Raw genomic sequence first — 24,012 nt, 5'->3', positions numbered from 1 at the left:
AATGGCGCGATTCAGCCCGCGCCCGATTCGGACTTCAGACGCTCCACGAAGCTGGCAACCGACATCGAACCGAGGTCTTCGCCCGCGCGCGTACGCACGGCAACAGCCCCCGCATCCCTTTCCCGGTCGCCGACGACCAGCAGATACGGAACCTTGGCCAGCGTGTGTTCGCGGATTTTATAGCCGATCTTCTCGTTTCGCAAATCGGCCTCGACCCGGAAGCCTTGCGCCACAAGGGTTTGCGTCAGGCTCCGCACAAACCCGGCCTGGGCGTCGGTGATGTTCATGACCACCGCCTGCACCGGCGCCAGCCAGGGCGGAAAGGCGCCGGCATGGTGCTCGATCAGGATACCGATGAAGCGCTCCATCGAGCCTACAATGGCCCGGTGCAACATGACCGGGGTGTGGCGAGCCGAATCCTCGCCCACGTATTCGGCGCCGAGGCGGCCCGGCATCGAGAAATCGACCTGCATCGTGCCCAGCTGCCAGGCTCGCCCGATCGAGTCCTTGAGGTGGTATTCGATCTTGGGCCCGTAAAAGGCGCCCTCGCCCGGCAGCTCGGTCCAGTCCACGCCACAGGCGCGCAGCGCCTGACGCAGCGCGGCCTCGGCCTTGTCCCAGACCTCGTCCGAGCCGATTCGCGGTTCCGGCCGCAGGGCGATCTTGACGCCGACGTCGTTGAAGCCGAAGTGCGCGTACACCGCCATCGCCTGACGATGGAAGGCCACCACCTCGGACTCGATCTGGTCCTCGGTGCAGAAGATGTGGCCATCGTCCTGCACGAAGCCGCGCACGCGCATCAGGCCATGCAGGGCGCCCGAGGGTTCGTTGCGCGTGCACGATCCGAATTCACCGTAGCGGATCGGCAAGTCACGGTAGCTGCGCAGGCCGTGGTTGAACAGCAACACATGGCCGGGGCAGTTCATCGGCTTGAGCGCGTAATCGCGGTTCTCCGAGGCCGTGACGAACATGTTTTCACGGTAGTTCTGCCAATGCCCGGTCTTTTCCCACAGACTCTTGTCGAGAATCTGCGGGCAGCGCACTTCCTGGTAGCCCGAATCGACATAGATCTGGCGCATGAACTGCTCGACCACCTGCCAGATCGACCAGCCCTTGGGATGCCAGAACACCAGACCCGGCGCTTCCTCCTGCATGTGAAACAGGTCGAGCTGCTTGCCAATGCGGCGGTGGTCGCGTTTCTCGGCTTCCTCGAGCTGATGCAGGTACGCCGCGAGGTCCTTGTCGTTGAGCCAAGCGGTACCGTAGATGCGCGACAGCATCTGGTTGTTGGAATCACCGCGCCAGTAGGCGCCGGCCACCTTCATAAGCTTGAACGACTTGAGCCGCCCGGTATCGGGCACATGCGGGCCGCGGCACAGATCGGTGAACTCGCCTTGCGCGTACAGTGAAAGCGCCTCGTCGGCCGGAATCGATTCGATGATCTGCGCCTTGTATTCCTCACCCTTGCCGCGAAAGAAGCCCACCGCCTCATCACGCGGCATCAGCGAACGCGATACTGGCAGCGCCTGCGCCGCGATCTTCTTCATCTCCGCCTCAATCAACACGAGATCGTCAGGGGTGAACTGGCGTTCGAAGGCAAAGTCGTAATAGAAGCCGTTCTCGATCACCGGCCCGATCGTGACTTGTGCTTTCGGAAACAGACGCTGCACCGCCTGTGCCAGCAGGTGCGCCGTGGAATGGCGGATGACCTCAAGCGCCTCGGGACTTTTCTCGGTGATGATTGCCAGCTTCGCATCGTGCTCGATGACATGACTGGTATCGACCAGCCGCTCGTCGACCTTGCCGGCGAGTGCGGCCTTGGCCAGACCGGCGCCAATCGATGCTGCGACCTCGGCAACCGTGGGCGCGTGGTCGAACTGACGCTGGCTGCCGTCGGGAAGGGTGATGATGGTCATTTCGGTGATTCCGTCGTTCGATCGCCGCAGCGACTCGCGCGACCAGGGGCGGGCGCAAACCGCGGGCAACAAAAAAGGCGCACCGGCGCCCAATTGGAAAGCAAGCGTCCCGGTGACGAGGCTTCAGTGTCTGGATGTTCGCGTGTCCATGTCGCACGCTCGACCAGCGGTTACCCGCGGGCCACCCTGTATTGTTGCGGAAGGGATTGGCACGCTAGACCAGCGCACCACGGGTGTCAATGGTGAGCCGGGCGCTGCGGGCCGGCGCCCGGGCCCGTGAAACGCAAACGCCACCGCGAGGGTGGCGTTGCGCACATCATCAATTGGTGGGCGGTACAAGGATCGAACTTGTGACCCCTACCATGTCAAGGTAGTGCTCTACCGCTGAGCTAACCGCCCATCCTGCAACCGATCCGGCTGCAAGGGGCGCGCAAGGTAGCACAGCGCCCCCGAAGGAACAACCGCAGCAAGCATTTTCAGCGGCATTGCCCCGCAATTGGCGCCCGCCACGCTCAAGCGATCAGGCCCTGCTCGCGGATCCGGTGGATTTCGTCACGCACACGCGCGGCCTCCTCGAACTCGAGGTTCTGGGCGTGCTTGTACATCCGCGCATCAAGCTCCCGGATGCGTGCGGCAAGCTGCTCGGGATTGAGCAGCTGATAGTCGGCCGCGCTTTCGGCGACCTTGCGCAGCGCGCCGCCACGACCACGCCCGCGATCGACCTCGGCAGCCTCGCGCGCACCCTCCATCACGTCGGTGATCCGGCGTTCGACCGACCGCGGTGTGATGCCATGAACCGCGTTGTATTCGAGCTGCCTGTTGCGACGACGCTCGGTCTCGTCGATCGCAGCGCGCATCGAGCGCGTGACGGTGTCGGCGTAAAGGATCGCGGTGCCGCGCAGGTTGCGCGCGGCGCGTCCGATGGTCTGGATCAGCGAGCCGGTCGAGCGCAGGAAGCCTTCCTTGTCGGCATCCAGAATCGCAACCAGCGAAACTTCAGGCATGTCCAGCCCTTCGCGCAGCAGATTGATGCCGACCAGCACGTCGAACTTGCCCAGGCGCAGGTCGCGGATGATCTCCACGCGCTCGACGGTGTCGATGTCCGAATGCAGATATCGTACGCGCACACCATGCTCATCGAGGTACTCGGTAAGGTTTTCGGCCATGCGCTTGGTCAGCGTGGTGACCAGCACGCGATCGCCTTGGGTGATGCGCAGATTCGCCTCACCAAGCAGGTCGTCGATCTGGGTGCGCGCCGGACGCACTTCGACGTGCGGATCGACCAGCCCGGTCGGACGCACCACCAGTTCGACGACATTGCCCTTCGACTTGTCCAGTTCGTAGGCGCCGGGCGTTGCCGACACGAACACGGCGCGCGGCACGCGCTCTTCCCATTCGTGGAACTTGAGCGGGCGGTTGTCGAGCGCCGAGGGCAGCCGGAAACCGAATTCGACCAGTGTTTCCTTGCGCGAACGGTCGCCTTTGTACATCGCACCGATCTGCGGGATCGTCACATGCGATTCGTCGACCACCAGCAAGGCATCCGGTGGCAGGTAGTCGAACAGGGTCGGCGGCGGTTCGCCCACCTGGCGGCGCGTGAGATGGCGCGAGTAGTTCTCGATGCCGCTGCAGTAGCCGACCTCGGCCATCATTTCCAGATCGAAGCGGGTGCGCTGCTCCAGCCGCTGCGCCTCGACGAGCTTGTTGGCCTTGTAGAGGAAGTCGAGGCGATCCTTGAGTTCGACCTTGATCGTCTCGATCGCGTTGAGCGTGCTCTGGCGCGTGGTCGCATAGTGCGTCTTGGGATAGACGACGAAACGCGGCACCTTGCGCAGCACCGCGCCGGTCAGAGGATCGAACACGGAGAGGTTCTCGATCTCGCCATCGAACAACTCGATGCGCAATGCCTCCATTTCGGATTCGGCCGGAAACACGTCGATGACCTCGCCGCGCACGCGATAGCTGCCGCGGCGCAGCTCCATCTCGCCACGCGTGTACTGCAGTTCGGTCAGGTGGCGCAGCAGCTTGCGCTGGTCGATGCGCTCGCCGCGGGCGAGGATCAGGCGCATCTGCAGGTAATCCTCGGGATCGCCCAGGCCGTAGATCGCCGACACCGAAGCCACGATCAGCGCATCACGCCGTGACAGCAGCGCCTTGGTCGCGGCCAAACGCATCTGTTCGATGTGGTCGTTTATCGAGGAATCCTTCTCGATGTAGGTGTCGCTCGAAGGCACGTAGGCTTCGGGCTGGTAATAGTCGTAGTAGCTGACGAAGTACTCGACCGCGTTGCGCGGAAAGAACTCCTTGAACTCCCCGTAGAGCTGCGCCGCCAAAGTCTTGTTGGGTGCCATCACGATCGCGGGCTTCTGCACGCGTTCGATGAGATTGGCAATCGTGAACGTCTTGCCCGAGCCGGTCACGCCGAGCAGGGTCTGCTGGGCAACGCCCACCTCGAAGCCCCGCACCAAGGCCTCGATTGCCGCCGGCTGATCCCCCGCGGGCCGATACGGCGCCACCAGTTCAAAGCGTTCCGTCATCCGATCCTCCAACTGGGCAGCAAGTATAGGCTCCGCGGTACGCCCGGCGCGCACGATTCGCGCGGCAGCACGCGCACTTTTCCTACATCACGACACCATTTCCAGCCATCGCCGCGCCACCGCGACCGGAAGACCATGAACATCCTTCCACGGCGAGGACAAGGACATGCATTCATCCACGCGCAGACATCGCGGATTCACCTTGGTGGAACTTCTGACGACCGTGGCCATCGCGGCAGTGCTTGCCGGAATCGCGCTGCCGGGTTTTGGGCCGATGCTGGGCAAGATGCGCAGCCTGTCCACCCGCAACGAGCTGGCTGCCGTGTTCAATACCGCGCGTACCGCGGCAGTCACGCGTGCCCTGCATGTGGTGATCTGTCCGAGCGGCGACCATATCGGCTGCAGTGACGATGAGCATTGGCAGCAAGGCTGGATCGCATTCGTCGACGCCAACCATGACCACGAGGCCGATGCCGATGAGGAGCGCTTGGTGGTCGGCAACGCCGCGCCCGCCGGGACTGCGATCGTGGGCAGCAGCGCTCGCACCCGCATCGAATACCAGCCCGACGGCAGCGCTCGCGGCAGCAATGCGACCCTGACCGTCTGCAATCGCGCCAATCGCGCCAGCGACGCTCGCACCCTGGTGATCGGCCCCAGTGGCCGCATCCGCTATGGGCGCGCCACCAGCGAGAATGCCGGCCGCTGCCTGGCGGCAGCCGGCTGACGGTACTTGACGGAACTGTGGCCGACAAAGAAAATACGCGGCTCGCCCGAATAGCTCAGCTGGTTAGAGCACTTGACTGTTAATCAGGGGGTCGTTGGTTCGAGTCCAACTTCGGGCGCCAGTTGAAGAAAAAGGGCCTGCAGCGATGCAGGCCCTTTTTTTCTGTGCTCCGCCCTCAACTCGCGTCGACGCGATAACAAGGCACGTACTGGCTGCCGCCGGGCAACTTCATGCGCTGCTGGGCGACGAAGCTGGCCAGCATCGCATCGAGCGCGCGCATGATGTCGCGGTCGCCGTGAATCACGAACGCGCCACGCTTCTCGATGGCACGAATGCCCTCTTCCTTGACGTTGCCGGCGACGATTCCCGAGAACGCGCGGCGCAGGTCAGCCGCAAGTCGGTGCGGTTCCTGTTCACGATGCAGGTTGAGTCCCGCCATCGCCTCATGGGTTGGGCGGAACGGAATCTGGAACTCGCTCTCGATGTGAAGGGCCCAGTTGAAAAAGAAGGCGTCCTGATTGTCGAGCCGGTAGCCGCGCACCTTGTCGATGCCCTTGTGCACCTTGCGCGCCACCTCGCGCGGATCGTCGATGACAATCGAGTAACGCTTGGCCGCGTCATCGCCGAGCGCCAGACGCAGAAAGCGGTCGATCTGTTCGAAATACTCCGCCGATTCGCGCGGCCCGCTGAAAATCAGCGGAAACGGCAGGCTGGCATTGGCCGGATGCATGAGGATGCCGAGCAGGTAGAGGATCTCCTCGGCCGTTCCGACGCCGCCCGGGAACACGATGATTGCGTGCCCAAGGCGCACAAACGCCTCGAGCCGCTTCTCGATGTCAGGCATGATGATGAGGTTGTTGACGATCGGGTTCGGCGATTCGGCGGCGATGATGCCTGGCTCGGTGATGCCGATATAACGATTGTCATGCCGCCGCTGCTTGGCGTGCGCGATGGTCGCACCCTTCATCGGCCCCTTCATCGCCCCAGGACCGCACCCGGTGCAGATATCCAGGCCGCGCAGGCCGAGCTCGTAGCCCACCTTCTTGGTGTAGTCGTACTCTTCGCGGCTGATCGAGTGCCCGCCCCAGCAGACCACGAGATTGGGATCGACATTGGAACGCAACACGCGCGCGTTGCGCAGGATCTCGAACACCGCATGGGTGATGCCGCGCGTGTCGTCCAGCTCGAACGCACCGGCATCGATCTGGGTGGCTACATAGATGATGTCGCGCACCACCGCGAACAGGAGTTCGTTGACGCCGGTGATGATGCGGCCGTCAACGAAGGCATCGGCTGGCGCGTTGGTCAGTTCGAGCTTGACGCCGCGGTCCTGCTGCAGGATCTGGATATCGAAGTCGGGGAAGCGCTCGAGCATCGCGCGCGCATCGTCGCTCGCACTGCCCTGAGTGAGCACGGCCAGCGCACATCGGCGCAACAGCGGATGCAAGCCGCCGGCACCTGCATCGCGCAAGCGCGCGACCTCGTGGCGGGAGAGGATGTCGAGCCCTGCGGCAGGTGCGATGCGCGCACTGAAACGTGTGGCCGCTGCGGTACTCTGCTCCATGGGTATCCTTCAATCAATCTGCGAATGCGATCGCCAGCAATGCCAAAAGAGCGCCTGCGAGTCAAGCTTGCAAGCGCGGCATCGCGCTGCCAAAGAACGGTGATTGTGCACGCCGACGTGCCTGCCGGCCAAGTCCGAAGTGCGTCTTGCCAGAGGGCGCAAACCTTCAGTTCGTGCGGTGCGCACGCTGCCTTGCGGCTACTTCCGAAAAAAAGAACGGCCGTCGTTGCCGACGGCCGTTCCGACGAGGAGCACAGACGCGACTCGATGCTCCAAGACGCAGTTTCGGCAGCGCTTATGCCTTCGCGTGAGCGGAGAGGTCTTCCTTGATGCGTGCTGCCTTGCCTTCCAGGCCACGCAGGTAATACAGCTTGGCGCCACGCACCTTGCCGCGACGCTTGACGACGACCGAGTCGATCGTCGGACTGTGCGACTGAAACACGCGCTCGACGCCGAAGCCGTGCGAGATCTTGCGCACCGTGAAGGCCGAATTCAGACCGGCATTCTTGCGCGCGATGACCACGCCTTCGTAAGCCTGCACACGTTCGCGATTGCCTTCCTTGACCTTGACGTTGACGATCACGGTATCGCCGGGAGCGAACTCCGGCAGTGAACGCGTCATCTGGGCGGCTTCAAATTGCTGGATCAGGTTCATCACACTCACCAATGGGTCGATTCTTTCATTCGCCGGATGATTCATCCGACGGCTTGTGTTCGTGCTCGCGCCGGAACTCGTCCAGCAACGCGCGTTGCTTCTTGTCCAGCGCCAACCGATCGAGCAGATCGGGACGCCGCAACCAGGTTCGCCCCAGCGCCTGCTTCTGTCGCCAGCGCGCTATCGCCGCATGGTCGCCTGAAGTCAGTACCGCCGGCACCACGCCCCATTCATGCCGCTCGGGACGCGTGTAATGCGGGCAGTCGAGCAGGCCGTCGGAGAACGAATCCTGCTGCGCCGATTCCGCATCGTGCAGAACACCATCCTGAAGGCGTCCGACTGCGTCGATGAGGATCGCCGCTGCCAGTTCGCCGCCAGAGAGCACGTAGTCGCCGATGGAGATTTCCTCTTCGACCGCGTGCTCGATGAATCTCTCATCCACGCCTTCGTAGCGACCGCACAGCAGGATCAGGTGATCACGCTGCGCGAGTGCCTCGACCTTGGCCTGATCCAGCCGCGCTCCCTGCGGACTGAGGTAAATCGCCTTGCCTGCCGCCGACCCGCTGGCCTGTCGCACGTTCGCAAGCGCCTTGCGCAGCGGATCGATCATCATCACCACACCGGGACCACCGCCGTAGCAGCGATCATCGGCCGAACGGTAGTTGTCGGTGGCGAAATCGCGCGGATTCCACGTTGCGATTTCGACCAGGCCGCGCTCACGCGCCCGCCCCACCACACCCACCTTTGCACAGTTTTCAATGAAGCCTGGAAACAGCGTGATGACATCGATGCGCATGCTGTTTTCCTGCCGCCATCCGGGGCGGAAACACCGGCGCGAACTCCTGTACGCGCACTTCAATGAGACCTCAGAACTCGGGATCCCAGTCGACGCTGATGCGCCCACATTCGAGATCCACACCAGTGACGAACTGGCCGAGGATGAACGGAATCAATCGTTCGCGCTCGGCATCCTTCACCACCAGCACGTCGTTGGCTCCGGTCGCGATCAGGTGCGAAACCACACCGAGCGCCCTGCCTTCGAGAGTGACGACCTCGAGTCCTTCGAGATCGGTCCAGTAATACTCACCGGGTGTCGACTTCGGCAATGCCGATCGCGCCACCCAGATCTCGCTGCCAATCAGCGCCGCCGCAGCGTCGCGATCGTCAACGCCGGGCAGCGTCGCAACGATGCCCTTGCCCTGCGCACGACCACGGCTGCCCGCGATCGTCGCTTCGCCGGAAGCAGACCGCAACCGCCACGGCTGGTAGCGGAAGATCTGCGTCCTTGGCTCGGTATACGACTCGAGCTTGAGCTCGCCGCGTATACCGTGCACCCCGACCACCTTGCCGAGCAGGACGAGTTTCTCCGGCCCGGACACGCGATCAGGCTGCCTTCTTGCTCGCTTCCTTGTAGAGCAGCTTGACCTTGTCGGTCATCTGCGCGCCCTTTTCGACCCAGGCCTTGACCTTGGCCGAATCGAGCTCAAGCCGCACTTCCTTGCCGGCCGCGATCGGGTTGAAGTAACCCACGCGCTCGATATTGCGACCATCGCGCGCATTGCGCCCGTCGGTCACGATGATGTGGTAGAACGGACGCCCCTTGGCACCGCCACGGGAAAGGCGAATCTTGACCATTGTTTTTGCTCGATATTTTGCGGAATCTGCGACGATCACAAGGCGCCGGAACGGACGCTCGGAGGTCGGGAGCCGGACATTCTAGCCGGAATCGCCAAAAAATAAAGTCCTCCAACGACTTGACCGCTCCGGACGGACCCGGGTGTTGCCGCGGAACCGTTTTCCACATCCCGGTTCAGGGAACGAAGCCGCGGATCTCGAAGCCGTCACGGAATACAGTCGTGCTGGTCCCCGGCAAAGCGCCATTGGCGATCCAGTCGTAAATCAGCGCCTGCTGCTCGGGCAGCAGGCCACCGCCGTAGCCATTGAAGGGCATGCGCGCGCCCACGCCCGGCTCATCGCAATTGACCTTGAGGAACAGCAGGCTCTGCTCTGGCCGTCCCGGAACGACGTAGACCTGAGACGGATCTGCCGCGCTGGGCACACCGACCAGGTGCCCCCAGGAGACCCCCAAGCTCAGATCCAGCCCGCCACTGGGTTGGGGCGGCGGCGCGAAATGGCAGTCCACGCAGCCTGCGCTGCCGCCGTTGGTGGCGTAGTCGTCGAACAATCCCTGCATCGCCGCACCATAGGCAATCTCGTAATTGGGCGGAATGTCGGCAATGCGCGTGCAACTGGTCGGCTCGAAGCTTCCCGCGGGCGCCTGATCGCAAGCGCACAGCGCCAGTGCGATCACGCACAGGCGCAACACGAGGCCGGGCTCAGACAAAGCCAAGATTGCTGCTGCCGAAGTTGTCGAGATTGGGGAAGATCGCTGCCAGATCGCCGGGCGCGGTCACGCCCAGCCATTGCGCCAAGGTTGCCGCGTACTGATCGACACCGATGCCCGGAATCATTTGCCCACGCGAGAAGCTGTTCGCCGCGCCCGGCGCCTGATTGGGGAAGCCGGCGATCGGTCCGGCGCCGTCTGCATACAGGCGACCACCATTGACCGCACCACCCAGTACGAACTGCACTCCGCCCCAGGCATGGTCGGATCCGGAGCCATTGGATTGCAGGGTGCGGGCAAATTCCGAGGCGGTGAACAGGGTCACTTCGTCCTGGGCATTGACATCGCCCGGCGCGAGCGCCTGCCAGAACGCCGACAATGCATCCGCCAGCTGGCCGAGCAGGTCACCGTGATCGTTGGTGCCCGACATCAGGCCCGAATGCAAATCGAACCCGCCCAAGCGCACGTAGTAGATCTGACGCGCGGCATAGTTCTGCGCCTTCGACAGCTTGATCATCTTCGCCACCGTCTGCAGTTGCGACGCCAGCGAATTGTTGGCCGGAAACGCCTGCACCAGAGTGGTCGCATCAAGGCCGGCCTTGAGCAGGTTGAACAGATCGCGGCTGCGCGCAAAGACACGCGAGTACTCGCCGGCGAAATCACTGGCATAGGTGTCGGCGAGCAAGCCATTGAGGGCGTTGTCGCGCACGCTGCTTGCACTCACGCCGCTGCACGGCGTTGGATTGCAGACACCGCTCAAGGTCGACAGGCCGCCGCTGGACATCTGGTAGGGCGTCGTGGACAGGCCGATCTCGAAGCGGTTTGATCCGGCAATCGAGATGCAGGTGGAGAGGTCCTGATTCGGATTGGATCCATGCACGAAGTCGCCGCAGCGCCCACCCCAACCAATCGTTGAACTGCCAATGCTGTTGCCCTGGTGCCAGAGACTTTCCTGATCCGAATGCGAATACAGTTGCGGCGGACGATTTGCCGTCAGCGCATAGTCCGCCATCACGATCGGCTTGATCAGGGTGCCGACGTTGACCACGAAGGCGAGCTTGTTGGTTCGATACAGATTGGCCAGGCTGTTGACGGCCGGATGCATGAAATACTGGTTCGACGCACTGCTCGGATCATTGCCATCGATGATTTTCTGCAGTGCGATGTCGCCAGCGGTCGGTATGCCCAGCGCCAGACCACCCGGGTTGCTAGCCGCGTTGTAGACACCACCACGCGCCAATGCGTATTCGGCATGGCGTGCGCCATCGAACGGCACGAGCAGATTCCACGAATCGTTGCCGCCACCAAGATAGACGCAGACCAGGGCCTTGTAGCCGGTCAAGGCCCGCGTGTTGGCCAAGACATTGCCGATCATGCGCAATTGCGGAAACAGCGCGGAGGTGCCGCCACTGGCCGCGGCCGCCGCCAACATGCGCAGGAACTGGCGACGTGAAGTGCGGGATGTGCTCATCGTCGGTCTCCTCAACGCTGGGTGGCAAATTCGGGTGACATCAGGGTGAGATAGAGCAAGGACCACGCCTTCTCGTTCGCACTTGCCCCACTGAGATTGCTCACCATGCTGGTCAGCGTCGCCCGCATGTTCGGCGACATCGTGCCGTACAGCAGCTTGCTGTCGATCGTCGCCACCATCGCCGCGGGGTTGTTGGCGTTGGCGGTGAGCACGGAAAGATCGACCAGGGGTCGATCGACCGGCGGACTGGTCATGCCCAGATAAGCGCGCGCGCTGAAGTTGTAGTAGGCATTGGCCGTCGAATAGACCGTTGCCTCGCTGACGATCTGCAACTCGGGCGAATAGCGGTCGTTGTCGGCAAACGAGCCCGGCTGCTGGTAATCGGGCTGGTAGAAATTGAACACCGTCGGCGATTCGAGCGGGCTCTGGGCAAAGGAACCCATCAGGGTACTGCCCGCCGTCATCTGAATCTCGCCGTAAGTGTCGGGCGCTTGTGCCTGGGCATTGAACGCGCGCCACATCGCGGTCAGGCGCAGGATCGGCTCACGCAGCTTGCCGTAGCTGTCACCGCTGGCAAGCGGAGGCGCATTGCGCGCTTCCGGATCGAGCAGGATCACCTTGACCACGTCGCCGAGATTGGCCGAAGGCGCATCAAAGGTCTGTGCGACTCGCGCAATGTAGGCCGGCGACGGGTTGCTGGTGACAAAGCGCTGGATCAGCTGCCGCGAAATGAACGGCGCCACGTTCGGATGTGCCGCCAGGATGTCGAGCATGTCGTTGACATCCTGGGCGCAGGTCTGATTCGGCGGAATGGTGACACCACCGACCACGGTCTTGGGCGTCGCGGTGGTGCCGTCATCGCCGGTGATGTCGTGGCGCATGTTGTTGCTGCCGGTGCCGGTTGGCGGAAACAGCTCGGTACCGAAGCATGCCATCGGTGCATTCTTGGCAACGAAGGTGAGGCCCCCACCGTAGAAATTGGGTGGGTTGGTCGGCGCATCGCTCCAGGTAAATCCGGTGAAGACCTTTGCGGTGTGGGTGATCGTGGTTTGGTCGTAGGTCGGTATCTCGACCCCATTGGCGAGGATCGGCGAGTAGTCCATCGCGCGCAGCACCAGGCCGATCGAAAACAGCTGCATCACTTCACGCGCATAGTTTTCGTCCGGACTGGTGGTTGCGCCGGGCTTCTGATTGCGGAACGAAGACAGGAAGCGCCCCATCATCGGGTGCCAAGTCACGTCACCGAGCAGGCTGCGATACGAACCGAATGCATCGGTCGTCAGCATGTCGTAATAGCCGGTCATCGGCACGACATCGTTCCTGATGGCACTGCCCTGATCCGAAATCACGAAGATCTGGCTCAGCGCCCAGGCCATGCGCTGCCGCAACTGGTCCGGCGCATAGGTGGCCTGCCAGAACCAGCGGTTGATGCGCTGCCGCTGGCTGACGCTTTGTGATGCGGCAGCGCGTGCATTGGCAACCTGCTCCACGGCCGCCATGCCCAAGGTCGGCGCCTTGCCCAATTGCTCTTCGATCCAGGCGTCGTAGCCGAGTGCGGTCAGCCGCGCAATGTCGGCCGAAGTCGGCCCGAAAGTCGCCTGGGTGAGGAAGCGCGCAGCTTCGTCCGCGTTGGCCGGCGCATCGGCCGGAATATCGAACCCGTAGGCGAACAGGCGGTCATGGCTCGCGGCATGCGCAGCACCGATGGGCAAGATGGATACTGCGGCCGCCATGCCGCAGGCTTGGGCGAATCGCTTCATGGTTGGTCCCCGACACGCGCCAATCCCAAGCGGATTGGTCGATTCATTCAAACCGATCCCGTCTCCACTGAACGTGACGCCTGCCCCAAAGACAAGCGCACTTCCGACGGTCGGTTCAAACGCGCAGACCCGCGGTCGGTTGACCGCCGTGGGACCGGAAGATTCAGCGCCCGGGAAAACCACCCGGAGGCATGCCGCCCCCCATACCCTTCATCGCCGCACCCATTTGCCGCATCAGCCCCTTGATGCCGCCGCTGCCGAGCTTGGACATCATCTTTTCCATCTGCTGGTACTGCTTGAGCAGCCGATTGACGTCGGCGGGTTGCGTGCCCGAGCCGCGTGCGATGCGCGCACGGCGCGATCCGTTGAGCAAGTCGGGGTGGCGACGTTCCTTCTTCGTCATCGAGCCGATGATCGCCACCATGCGCTTGAGCTCGCCGTCGTTGGCCTTGGATTTGACGTGCTCGGGCAGATTCGACACGCCGGGCAACTTGTCGAGCAAGGAGGCCATGCCGCCCATGTTCATCATTTGCTGCAGCTGGTCGCGCATGTCGTTGAGATCGAAGCGCTTGCCCTTGATGACCTTCTCGGCGAGCTTGCGCTGCTTTTCCTGATCCACGCTCTGCTCGACCTGTTCGACCAGTGAGAGCACGTCACCCATGCCCAGAATGCGCGTGGCGATGCGATCGGGATGGAAGGGCTCCAGCCCGTCGGGCTTCTCGCTCACGCCGATGAACTTGATCGGCCGGCCGGTCACGTAGCGTACCGACAGCGCCGCGCCGCCACGCGCATCGCCATCGGTCTTGGTCAGGATCACGCCGGTCAGCGGCAGCGCATCGGCAAATGCCTTGGCGGTGTTGGCCGCATCCTGGCCGGTCATCGAATCGACCACGAACAGGGTTTCGACCGGATCGAGCGCGCCGTGCAGCGCCTTGATTTCCTCCATCATCGCCGCGTCCACGTGCAGGCGACCCGCGGTATCGACGATCAGCACATCGGCAAACGCGCGCGCGGCGGCATCGCGCGCGGCACGCGCAATCGCCAGCGGATCCTGTTCGCCGGTGGAGGGATGAAACAGCACCTCGACCTGTTCGGCTAGGGTACGCAACTGCTCGATCGCCGCGGGCCGATACACATCGCAGCTCACCACCATGACCTTCTTCTTGCGCCGCTCGCGCAGATGACGCGCGAGCTTGGCCACCGTGGTGGTTTTGCCTGCACCCTGCAAGCCAGCCATCAACACGACCGCAGGCGGCGCAGCGGCGAGATTGAGGTCGGTATTGGCGCTGCCCATCACTGCGGTGAGCTCGTCGCGCACGACCTTGACCAGGGCCTGGCCCGGGGTGAGGCTGCGCAGGACTTCCTGACCGAGTGCCTTCACCTGCACGCGCTGGATGAGCGCTTGCACTACCGGCAAGGCAACGTCGGCTTCGAGCAGGGCGATGCGCACTTCACGCAGCGCCTCGCGGATGTTCGATTCCGTGAGTCGCCCCTTGCCGCGCAGGCGCTGGACGGTGGCTGACAATCTTTGGCTCAGGGACTCGAACATGGTGGGCAATGCTGGCTTGGAAAGGCGCGTAGTGTAGCCGCAAGCGCGCATGAGGGCCGGGCGGACCAGACTGCGACTCGTACGGCCGGCGCGCGCATGCGAAACTTGCGCCATGCACGCGCCCCTCGTCGCTCCGTTCGCCATCGCGCTCTACCTGCTCGCCGCCGGCTTTCTCGCCAGCTCGCTGCGTCAGGACGAGGCCACGCCAACCCGCGTGCCGATGACGTTTGCAGCCATTGCGGTGCTGATTCATGCCGCACTGGTGCTCGAAGCACATCGCGGCGCGCTCGATCTGCACTTCTTTGCCGCGCTGTCGCTGGTTGCCTGCGTGGTCTCGGCGCTGACCCTGGTGGTCAACCTGTCGCGCCCGATCGCGGCGCTGGGCGTGATCGTGTTCCCGCTGACCGCGGTTCTGTTCGCGATCGATGTCTATCTCGCTCCGCCGACCTTCCCGCAGGTGCTCGACTGGCAAATCAAGCTGCATGCGACCTTTGCCCTGCTCGCCTACAGCGTGCTGTCGATCGCGGTGGTGCTGGCGCTGCTGCTCGCACTGCAGGAGCGCGCCTTGCGCAACCGTCATTTCGGCGCCGTGCTGCGTGCGCTGCCGCCGCTCACCCTCACCGAGACCCTGCTGTTCCGATTGATTGCCACCGGCTTTGCGCTGCTATCGCTGACCCTGCTCAGCGGCATCCTGTTCGTCGAGAATCTGTTCGCCCAGCACCTGATCCACAAGACCGTGCTGTCGATCATTGCCTGGGTGGTGTTCGGCGTGCTGCTGCTGGGCCGGCGCCTGCGCGGCTGGCGCGGGCGCCGCGCGGTCAATCTTGCACTGGCCGGCTATGTCTTGCTGCTGCTGTCCTTCTTCGGCACCAAGTTCGTGCTCGAGCTCGTGTTGCACCGGGTCGGCTGAAGACCATTCGAGCCACGCTCAAACCTTGTCGAACACATTTGCCGGCACGCGCACCGCGCCTTCCATGAGCACACGCGCCGAGCGGCTCATCACCGCCCGCGTCACCTGCCACTGTCCTTCGACCTGCGCCACCGACGCGCCCACGCGCAGCGTGCCCGATGGATGTCCGAAGCGCACCGCATCGCGCGCACCGCCACCGGCAGCGAGATTCACCAGCGTGCCCGGCACCGCAGCGGCAGTTGCGATCGCGACCGAGGCCGTGCCCATCATCGCGTGGTGCAGTTTGCCCATCGACATCGCACGCACGTTGAGGTCGATGTCGCCGGAAGCGACGGCCTTGCCGGCAGACGAGACATAGGCTCTCGCCGGTGCAACAAACGCCACCTTGGGCGTGTGCTGGCGGGTCGCGGCTTGCTCCGCTTTCTCGATCAAGCCCATGCGCAGCGCGCCGGCGACGCGGATCGCTTCCAGGCGTGCCAGCGCGGCCTTGTCCTCGTTGATCGCCGGCTGCAATTCCGTGCCGTCGTAGCCCAGATCGGCGGCGTTGACGAACACGGTGGGAATGCCGGCTGTGATCATCGTGGCCTTGAACGTGCCGAGACCGGGCACGTCGAGGTCATCGACTGGATTTCCGGTCGGAAACATCGAACCGCCATCGCCCTCGTCATCGGACGGGTCGATGAATTCGAGAACGATCTCGGCCGCCGGGAAGGTCACGCCATCGACTTCGAATTCGCCGGTTTCCTGCACTTGTCCGTCGGTGATCGGCACATGCGCGAGGATGGTCTTGCCGATATTTGCCTGCCAGATCCGCACCGTCACCGTGCCGTTGTCGGGAATGCGATCGGCAGGGATGAAGCCATTGGCGATGGCGAACGGGCCCACGGCGGTGGAGAGGTTGCCGCAGTTGCCCGACCAGTCGACGAAAGCCGAGTCGATGCTGACCTGGCCGTACAAATAGTCCACATCGTGGTCGGGCACCGAGGCCGGCGCGATGATCACGCACTTGGACGTGCTGGAGGTCGCTCCACCCATGCCGTCGGTCTGTTTGCCGTAGGGGTCGGGCGAGCCGATCACCCGCAACAGCAAGGCGTCGCGGGCCGCGCCGGGCATGCGCGCGGCCTCAGGCAAGTCCTGCAATCGAAAGAACACGCCCTTGGACGTGCCACCACGCATGTAGGTGGCGGGGATTTTGCGTTGCGGGGGGAATCTCATGTCAGTTCCCTTGGCTTGTCGCCAAAAACTCCTGCGAAAACCGCGGCAGGATGCCGCCGGCGGTGTAGGTGGTCACGTCGTCGTCGGAATCCAGGCGGCAGATGACGGGAACGTCGACCTGCTCGCCATTCTTGCGTTCGATCACCAGCGTCAAGGTGCCGCCCGGCGTCGGCGTGCCGCGCACGCTGAAGGTTTCCGTGCCTTCGATGGCCAGCGTCTTGCGCGTGGTGCCGGGCTGGAATTGCAGCGGCAGCACGCCCATGCCGACCAGGTTCTGGCGATGGATGCGTTCGAAGCCCTCGGCCGCGATCGCCTCCACACCGGCCAGGCGCACGCCCTTGGCGGCCCAGTCGCGCGAGCTGCCTTGGCCGTAATCGGCGCCGGCGATGATGATCAGTGGCTGCTTGCGCTGCATGTAGGTTTCGATCGCCTCCCACATGCGCATGACCTTGCCCTCCGGCTCCACGCGCGCCAGCGAACCCTGTTTCACCTGCCCATCGACGATCGCCATTTCGTTGATGAGTTTCGGGTTGGCGAAGGTCGCGCGCTGCGCGGTGAGGTGATCACCGCGATGGGTGGCGTAGGAATTGAAGTCTTCCTCGGGCAGTCCCATGCGCGCGAGGTACTCGCCCGCCGCGCTGCTCGGCAGAATCGCGTTCGACGGCGACAGATGATCGGTGGTGATGTTGTCACCCAGCACGGCGAGCGGGCGCAGGTGGGTCAGCGTGCGTGCGCCGGCCAGCGCGCCTTCCCAATACGGCGGGTTGCGGATGTAGGTGCTCATCGGCCGCCAGTCGTACAGCGGCTTGGCGTGGCCTTTGGCGCGCGCCGCAAACATCGGCTCGTACACCTTGCGGAACTGCTCGGGTTTGACGCTGGCAGCGACCACGGCGTCGATCTCGGCATCGGACGGCCAGAGGTCTTTCAGGCACACCGGCTGGCCGTCGTGGTCGAGGCCGAGCACGTCTTTTTCGATATCGAAACGCACCGTGCCGGCGATGGCGTAGGCGATCACCAAGGGTGGCGAGGCGAGGAAGGCTTGCTTGGCGTAGGGATGGATGCGGCCATCGAAATTGCGGTTGCCGGACAGCACCGCGGTGACATACAGGTCGCGTTCGATCACTTCCTTCTGGATCACCGGGTCGAGCGCGCCGCTCATGCCGTTGCAGGTGGTGCATGCAAAACCGACGATGCCGAAGCCGAGTTGCTCGAGTTCGGGCATCAGCCCGGCTTCTTCCAGATACAGCTGCACCGCCTTCGAGCCGGGTGCAAGCGAGGTCTTGACCCACGGCTTGCGGGTCAGTCCGCGCGCGTTGGCATTGCGCGCCAGCAGGCCGGCGGCAATCACATTGCGCGGGTTGCTGGTATTGGTGCAGCTGGTAATCGCCGCGATGATCACCGCCCCGTCGGGAATCAAGCCCTGCGCTTCTTCGCGGCGCGCGACGTCGAGCTTGGCCGCGTCCGCAATTCCGCGTTCGTGCAATGCGCTCACCGGCAGGCGACGATGCGGGTTGCTCGGGCCGGCGAGGTTGCGCACGACCGTCGAGAGATCGAAATGCAGCGTGCGCTCGAACTGCGCATCGCGCAGGTCATCGGCCCAGAACCCGCAGTGCCTGGCATAGGTCTCCACCAGCGCCACTTGCGCGGCGTCGCGCCCGGTCAGGCGCAGGTAGTCCAGGGTGTTGCCGTCGATCGCGAACATCGCCGCGGTGGCGCCGTATTCCGGCGCCATGTTCGAAATCGTCGCGCGGTCACCAATCGTGAGCGCCGCCGCGCCTTCGCCACGAAACTCCAGATAGGCGCCGACCACCTTCGCCGCACGCAGGAATTCGGTCAGCGCCAGCACCACGTCGGTGGCGGTAATGCCGGGGCCAGGCTTACCGGCCAGCTCCACCGCGATGATGTCGGGCAGGCGCATCCACGAGGGATTGCCGAGCATCACGCTTTCGGCTTCGAGCCCACCCACGCCGACCGCAATCACGCCGAGTGCATCCACATGCGGCGTGTGCGAATCGGTGCCGACGCAGGTATCCGGGAAAGCCACGCCATCGCGGACGTAGATCACCGGCGACATTCTTTCCAGGTTGATCTGGTGCATGATGCCGTTGCCGGCCGGGATCACGTCGACATTGTTGAAGGCCAGCCGGCACCATTCGATGAAGTCGAAGCGGTCGGCGTTGCGCCGATCCTCGATCGCGCGGTTCTTCGCGAATGCGTCCTTGTCGAAACCCGGCGCCTCCACCGCGAGCGAGTGGTCGACGATGAGCTGCACCGGCACCACCGGATTGACCTGGGCCGGATCGCCGCCCTGCGCGGCGATGGCTTCACGCAAGCCCGCCAGATCGACCAGCGCGGTCTGGCCGAGGATGTCGTGGCAGACCACGCGCGCGGGAAACCACGGGAAATCCAGATCGCGCTTGCGCTCGATCAGCTGGCCCAGATAGGCGTCGACCCGCGCGGGCTCGGCGCAGCGCACGATGTTCTCGGCATGCACGCGCGCGGTGTACGGCAGCCCCGCCCAGGCCCCGGGCCTGAGCGCCTCGACCGCGGCACGTGCGTCAAAATAATCCAGCGAAGTGCCGGGCAAGGATTTGCGGAATCTGGAATTGATGGCAGGCATGGCGTCAATCGGCGATGGACGGGGAGCCCGCGCGTGGAACGCGCGCGGACCATCCGCCCATTGTGCCAGAGCATGCGTCGATCGCCGTCGGAATCGCAGCACGCACACGCGGCGCGGAGCCAACTGCCGCATCCGAGCCGAGCATGCTCGGCTCCACAAAACCCATCACCCCGTAGAGCGGAGCTTGCTCCGCCCCGTGCCTGTTCCGCTGCCGTGCGCTTCGAGCCGAGCAAGCTCGGCACTACATGAACCTGTCCCGTGCGAACGGACGCCATAAAGCATCTGGTCAGGCAGCCTGCTTCAGCTTTTTCGCGTAGTCGTTGGGCGAGACATAGCCCAGTGACGAATGCAGGCGGGTGCAATTGTAGAAGCCGTGGATGTAGCTGGCGATGGCTGCGTATGCGGCGGCTTTCGATTGGTATACGCCGGTTGCTTCCTCGTTCTTGAGTGTGGCGAAGAAGCTTTCGGCAACCGCGTTGTCCCAGCAGTTGCCTTTACGGCTCATGCTCGGCACGAAACCGTGCGCGGTCAACAGCTTGCCAAAGTCGCCGCTGGCATATTGGCTGCCGCGGTCGGAATGGAACAGCACGCCCGCACCGACCGGCGAGGCGGACAAGGCATTCTGGAACGCTTGCTGCACCAGATCGTCTGGCATGCGCTCGGACAAGCTGTAGCCAAGTACCTGCCGGGTGCGCAGATCGATGACCGTGGCCAGATACAACCAGCCTTCGCGGGTTTGGATGTAGGTGATATCGCCCACCCAGGCTGGCGTTGGGCTGTGCACGGCAAACTGCCGATTCAGTCGATTCTCGGCCACCGGCCGAGCGTGTTTGCTGTGGGTCGTACGCGGCCTGTAGCGGCCCTTGATCTTGCCCTGCAAGCCTTCCTCGCGCATCAGCCGCGCCACTCGTTTGTGGCCCACGGCGTGGGCACAGGCACGCAGTGCCCGCACCATGCGCGGCCGGCCATAGGTGCCACGACTGCCGGCATGGATCGTACGCAGGTCGGCACGCACGTCCGCATCGGCATCGGCAGCATCGTGGCGCAGACGGTGCAGGTAATCATGGAAGCCGGAGGTCGACACGTTGAGCACGCGGCACAGAACGACCAGCGGATAGTGAGTCCGTTCCCGAGCGACGAAGGCGTACCTCACTTGGACTCCTTGGCAAAGAACGCCGTCGCTTTTTTTAGGATTTCACGCTCCATCTTGAGCATGGCGTTCTCCGCACGCAGCCGCGCCAGCTCGCTCTCCACATCGCTCACAGGCTTGCGTGAGGGCGAGCTCAGCGCCTGTCCAGCACGCGATGCACCAAGCCAGTTCTCGAGCGTCTTGCACGACATGTCCAGCTGTCGAGCCGCTTTGGACGGGCCAACCGATTGCGCCAAGGCAAGCGCCTGGGCCTTGAAGTCGTCAGTGAAGCGACGACGGGAAATACGTTGCATGGGAACCTCCAAGTTGCAATCAAAGTATCGCTTCTTGGCGTCCGTTTTGGCGGGGCAGGTTCAACAAGACCCACCACCCGTAGAGCGGAGCTTGCTCCGCTCCCGTGCCTGCTCCGCTGCCGTGCGCTTCGAGCCGAGCGAGCTCGGCTCTACAAGACCCCGTTGCGTCGTAGAGCGGGGCTTGCTCCGCTGCCGTGTTCCGCTGCCGTGTTCCGCTGCCGTGTTCCGCTGCCGTAGCGCACCGTCGCCAAGGGCGTTCGGCGGTATTCCCGACAGGCGGGAGAATCTTTCACATGCTCTCAGTGCTCGCAGGCGCCGATATCGATCGCGTTGCCGCGGATGCGCGGATTGCCGTCGAAGTCGAGCAGGCCCGCCAAGCCATTGCCGGGGTCGGCGCCGGCATCAATGGCAGGCGAGCCGGCCGCAACGCATGGTCGTGGCATGGCAAGGTCGATCATCAGAGGGTTCGCCCACGGCGAATGGGCATCCTGCGTCGATCCGCTGCGCCAGGCCGCAAGGCTGTCATATTCGACGCCAAGCCACACCCAGCTCGAAGCACTCGCGCCAGCGTCGGACCAGTAGAGATTGTGGTCGAGCACGGCGGGGGCACTTGTATCGCCGGTGTAGGCGCTCACCAGCACGCCGCCCGAGCCTGCGAACACCAGATTGTTGGCGAACAGGTTGTCATTGGAGTGGTACTGGATCTGGAACTCGCCCGAGCCGGTGCCTTGCTGGTCGTTGCGCAGCAAGGTGTTGCCGAGAATCTTCACGCGCTCGCTGCCGCCGACGTTGGCAGCATAGCCGCCGATCGAAATGCCGGCGGAATTGCCGAAGTAGACGAGGTTGTTGCGCACAATCACGTCACTGCTGGTACGGCCAGCGTGCTCGCTCGCCACCTCGATGCCCAGGTCGACATGGTGCACGCGATTGTGCTCGATGAGGATGCGCGTACCGCCGTCGACATAGATGCCGTCGGCAGCGTATTCGTTGCCGTAGGCCGGATTGCCATACGAAGAGATGTTGTAGACCGTGTTGCCGGCGATCACGCCGTCACGTGCCTGATCGAATGCCGGGTCGGGCGCCACGCCCTCGAAGCCGATCGCGCCGATGCCGATGTTGTTGGTGTCATGCACGAGGTTGTTGCTGATCGTCCACTGCTCGACGTTGCCATCCAGCGAGAACGATTCGCTGCAGCCGAGCACGAGATCGTGGATGTCGTTGCCGTCGATCACGAGCTGGTTGATCGACGCCGGCGCGCGCGTGCCATCGACCTTGAGTCCGAAGGCATTGGCGGCGCAACCATTGCCGCTATTGCGGATGGCGTGGATATGGTTGCGCAGCAGGCGGATCTGCGTCCCGGCGCCAGTCAGGTACAGGCCGATCGGTACCTTGCTGGTCGATGTCGTGGTGTAGTTGCGCAGTTCCAGGCCTTGCACGACCACATGGCTGACATCGATCAGCGTGACGAGGCCGTTCTGGCCGTTCGGGATCGGCAAGCCCGCGCCATCGATGACGGCGACATCACCCGGCACCGCCTGCAGCACGATCGGGCCGGCTGCAGGCGAACCTGACTTCGTGATCGTTACCAGCTCGTTGTAGACGCCCTCGCGCACGCAGATGGCTTCCCCTGCCACGACCATGTCGACCGCATGCTGGATCGTCTTCCACGGCGCCGCGGCGCTGCCGTCGGCGAAATCATTTCCGCCGGGCGCGACGTACCAGGCATGCAGCGGCGGCCGCTCGAAGCCGCTGCCGAAAATCGTGTCACCGGGACGCTCGCAGCCGGCGGCAATCACGGGCGCCAGCAAACCGAGCACGGCGCCCAGCCACGACTTGTCTGACATCTCCATCCAGCGTGCCGTCATGGCACCTCGAAACCGTCGCCGAACAGCATGCCCTTCCCCTTCAAAGTGAGCAAAACGCTTCCGGGCGGCGTGTTGCCGACCAGTTCGTACGTGCGTGCCGATGCTCCATGATCGTAGGGCTGGAATCTCGCGACCAGGTCACAAGCACCTCCGGGAACGAGGATGATGGGCAACGGTGGGCAGCTGAGCGTGTCCACGACAAAGGGTGAGGCGGGCAAGCTCGGATTGGTCACTTGGAAACCATGGACGATCCAATCCGCAGTACCGAAGTTGCCGATCGTGATGGGTATGTCCAGTGACGTGTCGCCGACATCGACCTCACCCAGATCGATGCTGGCGGGAGTGATCGTCGGCTGCGGTGCCGGGCCGGAAATGCCCATGCCCTGCAGCGCCAAGGTGTCGGGTGAGGATGGCGCGTTGCTCACGATGTCGACAACATCCGCGGCCGGACCAAGCGCGGTTGGGCCGATGCTGTAATGGACTGCGCACTGCGCGCCAGGCGCAAGGCTGAAGGGCGGCGGCGGGCAAAGGCCGCTCCCGGGGGGTGGCGCCCAGAATGGCAGCACCGGCGCGGAGATTGACGTCACATCGAGCGTTGCGGTGCCGACGCTGCGCAGCATCACGAGCAAGGGGCCGAAGTTCGTCCCCACGACCACGTTGCCGAAGTCGAGCGGATTCGGGGCGATGTCGAGCTGAGCCGTGTTGGGCGGCGGAGCATTGAGCCGGATCATCCAGGTTGCATCGGCACTGCCGCCGAAGATCGCCGAACTCACGCTGGCGACCGGCCCCTGCGCCATGTCCAGGTCGTTGGGATCGACCGGCGTGCCGTTGTCGCTGGAAGCGACGAAGCTGTGCAACGCAGCTGGCCACGGCAGCGCGTCATCCGTACCGTCAGTATCGAGGCTGCCGACCAAAACCTGACCGTTGTAGTTGATGATCGCGCCAGCGAAGAATTTCCGCCCCACCTGCAGGGTCACCGGCGGCGAGAAGGCGATCGTGGTGTAGGCATTGGTGCCGCTGCCCTGCACGGTGCCGATGGCCGATGCAATCACCCAGGCGTCGGAAGGATTGCCATCCTGACTGATGTCATCCCACAAATACACCGTCACCGGCTGCCCGTTGGCAATGTTGGGCTGGGCGAGGCCCGCGCCGAATGCGAGGCGCACTGCCGTGATCGTCTCGTGGTTGGGCTGCACGACGAAACGGTTGAGCCAGGCGAAGGAATTGGCGCTCGGGCTTTGCACACCGATGCCCGATTCCTTGATGCCATCATCGAGTCGGTATTCATCGACCGCACCCGCCGCCTCGGGACAGAGCGCGAGCGAAGCGCTGAACAAGGTCTTGCCGAATGCGCACATGTCGCACCTCCGGTTCCTTTCTGCCCCTGCGAGCGGCACGCTACGCCCGCACCGGCGAGGCCGCAAGCACATGCAGGAAGT

The 24,012-nt window shown here is 63.8% G+C and carries 19 protein-coding genes and 2 tRNA genes; 3 read left to right on the top strand and 18 right to left on the bottom strand.

The window, feature by feature from the left end; translation table 11 throughout:
* Window positions 1-11 precede the first annotated feature (11 nt).
* From thrS to uvrB, 3 genes are all read right to left on the bottom strand, one after another.
* Complete coding sequence (thrS, locus tag KF759_RS06410) at window positions 12-1,916, bottom strand: threonine--tRNA ligase (protein WP_291223733.1); 1,905 nt, start codon at window positions 1,914-1,916, stop codon at window positions 12-14.
* 324 nt (window positions 1,917-2,240) lie between these two features.
* A tRNA-Val gene (locus KF759_RS06405) sits at window positions 2,241-2,315 on the bottom strand.
* Between the two features lie 113 nt (window positions 2,316-2,428).
* On the bottom strand, window positions 2,429-4,453 hold the full coding sequence (uvrB, locus tag KF759_RS06400) for an excinuclease ABC subunit UvrB (protein ID WP_291223731.1): 2,025 nt from the start codon (window positions 4,451-4,453) through the stop codon (window positions 2,429-2,431).
* A 166-nt stretch (window positions 4,454-4,619) separates the two neighbouring features.
* Between uvrB and KF759_RS06395 the strand changes: the two genes are divergently transcribed.
* Together KF759_RS06395 and KF759_RS06390 are read left to right on the top strand one after the other, a co-directional pair.
* Window positions 4,620-5,177 (top strand): GspH/FimT family pseudopilin, encoded by a 558-nt coding sequence (locus tag KF759_RS06395; RefSeq protein ID WP_291223729.1) that lies wholly within the window; start codon window positions 4,620-4,622, stop codon window positions 5,175-5,177.
* 44 nt (window positions 5,178-5,221) lie between these two features.
* A tRNA-Asn gene (locus KF759_RS06390) sits at window positions 5,222-5,298 on the top strand.
* Window positions 5,299-5,352: 54 nt separating this feature from the next.
* Here the strand turns inward: KF759_RS06390 and ppnN are convergent.
* From ppnN to ffh, 9 genes are all read right to left on the bottom strand, one after another.
* The gene (ppnN, locus tag KF759_RS06385) at window positions 5,353-6,741 is read right to left on the bottom strand and encodes a nucleotide 5'-monophosphate nucleosidase PpnN (RefSeq protein ID WP_291223727.1); all 1,389 of its coding nucleotides are present in this window, start codon (window positions 6,739-6,741) and stop codon (window positions 5,353-5,355) included.
* A gap of 295 nt (window positions 6,742-7,036) precedes the next feature.
* Window positions 7,037-7,405: a 50S ribosomal protein L19 gene (gene rplS, locus KF759_RS06380; protein WP_291223888.1), complete on the bottom strand. Its 369-nt coding sequence runs from the start codon at window positions 7,403-7,405 to the stop codon at window positions 7,037-7,039.
* A gap of 16 nt (window positions 7,406-7,421) precedes the next feature.
* A complete protein-coding gene (gene trmD / locus KF759_RS06375; protein ID WP_291223725.1) occupies window positions 7,422-8,192 on the bottom strand; it encodes a tRNA (guanosine(37)-N1)-methyltransferase TrmD in 771 nt (256 codons plus the stop codon).
* Window positions 8,193-8,262: 70 nt separating this feature from the next.
* Entirely contained in the window at window positions 8,263-8,775 is a 513-nt protein-coding gene (rimM, locus tag KF759_RS06370) for a ribosome maturation factor RimM (RefSeq protein ID WP_291223723.1), read from the bottom strand.
* 4 nt (window positions 8,776-8,779) lie between these two features.
* Complete coding sequence (gene rpsP, locus KF759_RS06365) at window positions 8,780-9,031, bottom strand: 30S ribosomal protein S16 (protein WP_291223722.1); 252 nt, start codon at window positions 9,029-9,031, stop codon at window positions 8,780-8,782.
* A 175-nt stretch (window positions 9,032-9,206) separates the two neighbouring features.
* Window positions 9,207-9,746 carry a hypothetical protein gene (locus KF759_RS06360; RefSeq protein WP_291223720.1) on the bottom strand — a complete coding sequence of 180 codons (540 nt, stop codon included), beginning with the start codon at window positions 9,744-9,746 and terminating at the stop codon, window positions 9,207-9,209.
* Window positions 9,733-11,211 carry a DUF1501 domain-containing protein gene (locus KF759_RS06355; protein WP_291223718.1) on the bottom strand — a complete coding sequence of 493 codons (1,479 nt, stop codon included), beginning with the start codon at window positions 11,209-11,211 and terminating at the stop codon, window positions 9,733-9,735. The genes KF759_RS06360 and KF759_RS06355 overlap by 14 nt, the downstream gene beginning before the upstream one ends.
* An 11-nt stretch (window positions 11,212-11,222) precedes the next feature.
* Window positions 11,223-12,971 carry a DUF1800 domain-containing protein gene (locus KF759_RS06350; RefSeq protein ID WP_291223716.1) on the bottom strand — a complete coding sequence of 583 codons (1,749 nt, stop codon included), beginning with the start codon at window positions 12,969-12,971 and terminating at the stop codon, window positions 11,223-11,225.
* 163 nt (window positions 12,972-13,134) lie between these two features.
* Entirely contained in the window at window positions 13,135-14,520 is a 1,386-nt protein-coding gene (ffh, locus tag KF759_RS06345) for a signal recognition particle protein (RefSeq protein ID WP_291223714.1), read from the bottom strand.
* Between the two features lie 112 nt (window positions 14,521-14,632).
* Here ffh and ccsA point away from each other — a divergent pair, with 112 nt between their 5' ends.
* Window positions 14,633-15,430: a cytochrome c biogenesis protein CcsA gene (ccsA, locus tag KF759_RS06340; protein ID WP_291223712.1), complete on the top strand. Its 798-nt coding sequence runs from the start codon at window positions 14,633-14,635 to the stop codon at window positions 15,428-15,430.
* Between the two features lie 18 nt (window positions 15,431-15,448).
* On the opposite strand, the gene prpF is transcribed toward ccsA, so the two are convergent.
* The 6 genes from prpF to KF759_RS06310 all read right to left on the bottom strand — a co-directional run bounded on the left by prpF (window position 15,449) and on the right by KF759_RS06310 (window position 23,931).
* Window positions 15,449-16,645, bottom strand: a complete 1,197-nt coding sequence (prpF, locus tag KF759_RS06335; protein WP_291223710.1) for a 2-methylaconitate cis-trans isomerase PrpF — start codon at window positions 16,643-16,645, stop codon at window positions 15,449-15,451.
* Between the two features lies 1 nt (window position 16,646).
* Window positions 16,647-19,256 (bottom strand): Fe/S-dependent 2-methylisocitrate dehydratase AcnD, encoded by a 2,610-nt coding sequence (acnD, locus tag KF759_RS06330; protein ID WP_291223886.1) that lies wholly within the window; start codon window positions 19,254-19,256, stop codon window positions 16,647-16,649.
* Between the two features lie 295 nt (window positions 19,257-19,551).
* Window positions 19,552-20,418, bottom strand: a complete 867-nt coding sequence (locus tag KF759_RS06325) for an IS3 family transposase (RefSeq protein WP_291223709.1) — start codon at window positions 20,416-20,418, stop codon at window positions 19,552-19,554.
* Window positions 20,415-20,708 carry a transposase gene (locus KF759_RS06320; protein WP_291223708.1) on the bottom strand — a complete coding sequence of 98 codons (294 nt, stop codon included), beginning with the start codon at window positions 20,706-20,708 and terminating at the stop codon, window positions 20,415-20,417. Before KF759_RS06320 ends, KF759_RS06325 begins: the two co-directional genes overlap by 4 nt.
* A gap of 299 nt (window positions 20,709-21,007) precedes the next feature.
* Complete coding sequence (locus KF759_RS06315) at window positions 21,008-22,573, bottom strand: right-handed parallel beta-helix repeat-containing protein (RefSeq protein WP_291223706.1); 1,566 nt, start codon at window positions 22,571-22,573, stop codon at window positions 21,008-21,010.
* Window positions 22,570-23,931, bottom strand: a complete 1,362-nt coding sequence (locus tag KF759_RS06310) for a choice-of-anchor D domain-containing protein (protein WP_291223704.1) — start codon at window positions 23,929-23,931, stop codon at window positions 22,570-22,572. Before KF759_RS06310 ends, KF759_RS06315 begins: the two co-directional genes overlap by 4 nt.
* Window positions 23,932-24,012: the final 81 nt, after the last annotated feature.

The sequence above is a fragment of the Dokdonella sp. genome (genome assembly GCF_019634815.1).
Classification (GTDB): Bacteria; Pseudomonadota; Gammaproteobacteria; order Xanthomonadales; family Rhodanobacteraceae; genus Dokdonella_A.
Note: the sequence above shows the minus strand (reverse complement) of the source record. Positions and strands in the feature narration are given on the sequence as shown.